2 protein-coding genes are annotated in these 3,844 nt (G+C 58.7%); one reads left to right on the top strand and one right to left on the bottom strand.

The features are described 5' to 3' along the window. The first annotated feature begins 174 nt into the window (after nucleotides 1-174). Complete coding sequence (locus AC1DSG_RS28790) at nucleotides 175-1,104, top strand: amino acid ABC transporter permease (protein ID WP_477793909.1); 930 nt, start codon at nucleotides 175-177, stop codon at nucleotides 1,102-1,104. A gap of 85 nt (nucleotides 1,105-1,189) precedes the next feature. Here the strand turns inward: AC1DSG_RS28790 and katG are convergent, their stop codons facing one another. Then, nucleotides 1,190-3,445, bottom strand: a complete 2,256-nt coding sequence (gene katG / locus AC1DSG_RS28795; protein ID WP_477793910.1) for a catalase/peroxidase HPI — start codon at nucleotides 3,443-3,445, stop codon at nucleotides 1,190-1,192. Nucleotides 3,446-3,844: the final 399 nt, after the last annotated feature.

Genomic DNA, 3,844 nt, shown 5'->3' on the forward strand with positions numbered 1-3,844 from the left:
GGCGATTGGTGCTGCGATTGGTGTCGCGGATATCACCTACACCGCACAGAGGATCAACTTCGATACGGCGCTGGCCGTGCCGACTTTCCTCGGCGCCATGGCTGCCTATTTGCTGCTGACCCTGCCCGCCGGTTGGTTCTTTCGCTACCTGGAGCAAAAAATGGCGGTGATCCGATGAGCTTCAATAATGTGCTGTACGAACCACCGGGGCCGATTGCCAGAAGGCGTAACCGAATTATCTCAGCGCTTGGCGCGATACTTCTGGTCGCTGGCCTGATGGCGGTGGGGCTGAGGCTGGACGAGAGTGGTCAGTTTGACGCTAAACGTTGGGAGATTTTCCTCCACCCGGGGACGCTGCGCTTCTTGTTCGATGGGCTGGTGGCAACCTTGGTGGCCGCCGTGATCAGCATGATATTGGCCTTCAGCCTCGCGGTGCCATTGGCAATTGCGCGGTTATCCGACAGGTTCTGGTTACGCACGCTGGCAGGCGCCTATATCGGTTGTTTTCGTGCCGTACCGTTACTATTGCTGATCCTGTTTACCGTCATCCTTTTACCTTCCATGGGGCTGAATTGGTCGGCCTTGGGGTATCTGGTGTTCGGCATGGTCTTGCACCACAGTGCAATGACCGCGGAAATCGTGCGCACCGGAATTCTTTCTTTGGGCCGAGGGCAGCGGGAAGCCGCACTGTCTATCGGCATGCGAGAGCACCAGGCGATGCTATGGATTGTGTTGCCACAGGCGCTGAAACTCATGTTGCCAGCCTTGGTCAGTGCGGTGCTGGCGATTGTTCAGGATACGTCACTGGGCTACATCATTCCCTACGAGGAGCTGTTGCGCCGTTCACAGCAGATTTCCAGCTTCGCGCCGCAAACACTGCTTCAATCCGCGTTTATCGTGACGGTCATTTATGGTTTTGTCAGCGCCTTGCTGTTAGCACTGAGGCGCTGGATCGAACGGCGGCAGGCCTATACCTCTCGAGATGTGAGTGGGAGCGATGGCGCTACCGGCTCGGTGGTTTTCACAGAAACGCTTGGAGGTGTTCCGGGTGTAACACCTGCGCTGGGTCATGTGTCGGCCAAAGTGTCCACTCGTGGTAAATAGTTTCATGCTGTTGTACAGATGGATCGAGCCTGCCTTTGGACCACCCCAACCCGAATGACCGGGTCGGGGTGGTCCATTCAAGGCCTCACTTCACATCAAACCGATCCAGGTTCATCACCTTGGTCCATGCCGCCACGAAGTCCTTAACAAACTTCTCCTTCGCGTCACTGCTGGCATAAACCTCAGCCAGCGCCCGTAACTGCGCATTCGAACCAAAGACCAGATCCACACGGGTCCCGGTCCACTTCACTGCGCCGGTTTTGCGATCACGGCCTTCAAACTCATCCGCCGCCTCGGAGGTGGGTTTCCATTCCACGCCCATGTCGAGCAGGTTGGTGAAGAAGTCGTTGGTCAGCGCTTCCGGTTGTTGGGTGAAGACGCCATGTCGGGTTTGTCCGACGTTGGTGTTGAGCACGCGCAGACCACCAATCAGCGCGGTCATTTCTGGCGCGGTGAGCGTCAGCAGTTGCGCCTTGTCGATCAACAGCTGCTCGGCCGGTACGMGGTAGCGGGTTTTCAGGTAGTTGCGGAAGCCATCGGCAATCGGTTCGAGGAAGCCGAAGGAATCCACGTCGGTTTGTTCTTGCGACGCGTCCGCCCGCCCTGGGGTGAACGACACTGAGACGCTTTGGCCGGCATTTTTTGCCGCTTGTTCGACACCCGCATTACCGGCCAGCACGATCAGGTCGGCGAGCGAGATTTTCTTGCCGCCGGTGTTGAACTCGCTCTGGATGCTTTCGAGTTTCGCCAGCACGTTTGCCAGTTGCTCAGGCTGGTTGGCTTGCCAGAATTTCTGCGGGGCCAGACGCAGGCGTCCGCCGTTGGCGCCGCCGCGTTTGTCGGAGCCACGGAAGGTGGAAGCGGCTGCCCACGCCGTCGATACCAGCTGCGAGACCGACAGGCCGGAGGCGAGGATTTTGCCTTTGAGTGCAGCAACGTCGCTGTCGTTGACCAGGGGATGATCGACCGCCGGGATGGGGTCTTGCCAGAGCAGCACTTCGTTCGGCAATTCCGGGCCGAGGTAGCGGGAGAGGGGGCCCATGTCGCGGTGGATCAGCTTGAACCAGGCGCGGGCGAAGGCGTCGGCCAGTTGATCGGGATTGGCCAGGAAGCGTCGCGAAATCGGCTCATAGATCGGGTCGAAACGCAGGGCCAGGTCCGAGGTCAGCATGGTCGGATTACGCCGTTTGGACGGGTCGTGTGCGTCCGGAATGGTGCCGGCACCGGCGCCGTTTTTTGCCACCCACTGATGCGCACCGGCTGGGCTTTTGCTCAGTTCCCAATCGAAACCGAACAGGTTTTCCAGGTAGTTGTTGCTCCATTTTGTCGGCGTGGTGGTCCAGGTCACTTCCAGGCCGCTGGTGATGGTGTCCGCGCCTTTGCCGGTACCAAAGCTGTTCTTCCAGCCAAAGCCTTGCTGTTCAAGACCGGCAGCTTCCGGCTCGGCGCCGACATTGTCGGCAGGTCCGGCGCCGTGGGTTTTACCGAAGGCGTGGCCGCCAGCGATCAGGGCCACGGTTTCTTCATCGTTCATTGCCATGCGGCCGAAAGTTTCGCGGATGTCCTTGGCTGAAGCCACAGGATCAGGATTGCCTTCAGGGCCTTCGGGGTTGACGTAGATGAGGCCCATTTGCACGGCGGCGAGTGGGTTTTCCAGATTGCGGCCCTGCTCGGTGCGGCTTTCCTCGTTTTCTCCGGGCTCAGCAACAAGAGGACCTTCGCCGGGCTCTTGCATGGGCTGGTTTTCTTTGCCGTAGCGAGTGTCGCCACCCAGCCATTTGTTTTCGGAGCCCCAGTACACATCTTCGTCAGGCTCCCAAACGTCCGGACGACCACCGGAAAAACCAAACGTCTTGAAGCCCATCGACTCCAGCGCCACGTTGCCGGTGAGCACGATCAGGTCAGCCCAGGAAATGTTGCGGCCGTATTTTTGCTTGATCGGCCAGAGCAGCCGACGCGCCTTGTCGAGGCTGACGTTGTCCGGCCAACTGTTAAGCGGTGCGAAGCGTTGCTGGCCCGAGCCAGCACCACCCCGACCGTCACCGGTGCGATAGGTGCCCGCAGCGTGCCAGGCCATGCGAATGAACAGCGGCCCATAGTGACCAAAGTCCGCTGGCCACCAGTCTTGCGAATCGGTCATCAGCGCCGTGAGGTCTCGCTTGACCGCTGCAAAGTCCAGTTTTTTGTACGCTTCGGTGTAGTTGAAACCCTCATCCAGGGGATCGGACAGGGACGAGTGCTGGTGCAGGATTTTCAGGTTCAGTTGGTTCGGCCACCAATCGCGGTTCGTCGTGCCACCGCCAGCGGCGTGGTTAAACGGGCATTTCGATTCATTTGCCATGTGCGAGCTACCTTTGGTCGTGTTCATCCGGGCTATTCGGCCCTTTGTGGGTTCYGGAATAGCGACGAGCGAAAGCAATGACACAGGCTGCTGGGCCAGCAGTTCGATTCACTGATTATTTTGATCACACGGAAATCGGTACTGCAGAAAACGAGGTGCAATCACGGTGGCCCACGGCAGGCTTAGTCATGTTTCTGACTCATTCCTGTCTCCTTATCAGCTCAAAACCGGCTGACTGACGCCAGCGCTGGGATAATGTTAGACGCCTATCCGCAAGTCAGCTAATAGGTGGAGTATTCGGGGCTCATAGGCAAAAGCTTTTGCGGGAACCCTTGAGATTGCCCCGCCGGGGGCCACGACTTCGGAACCCCTGCCGCCCAGGCGAATCAATCTGAAAGG

It is taken from the genome of Pseudomonas sp. P5_A12, assembly GCF_056400685.1.

What these genes read in the sequence shown, in the direction of transcription:
- AC1DSG_RS28790 (WP_477793909.1), top strand. Translation starts at nt 175, where the DNA reads ATGAGCTTCAATAATGTGCTGTACGAACCACCGGGGCCGATTGCCAGA.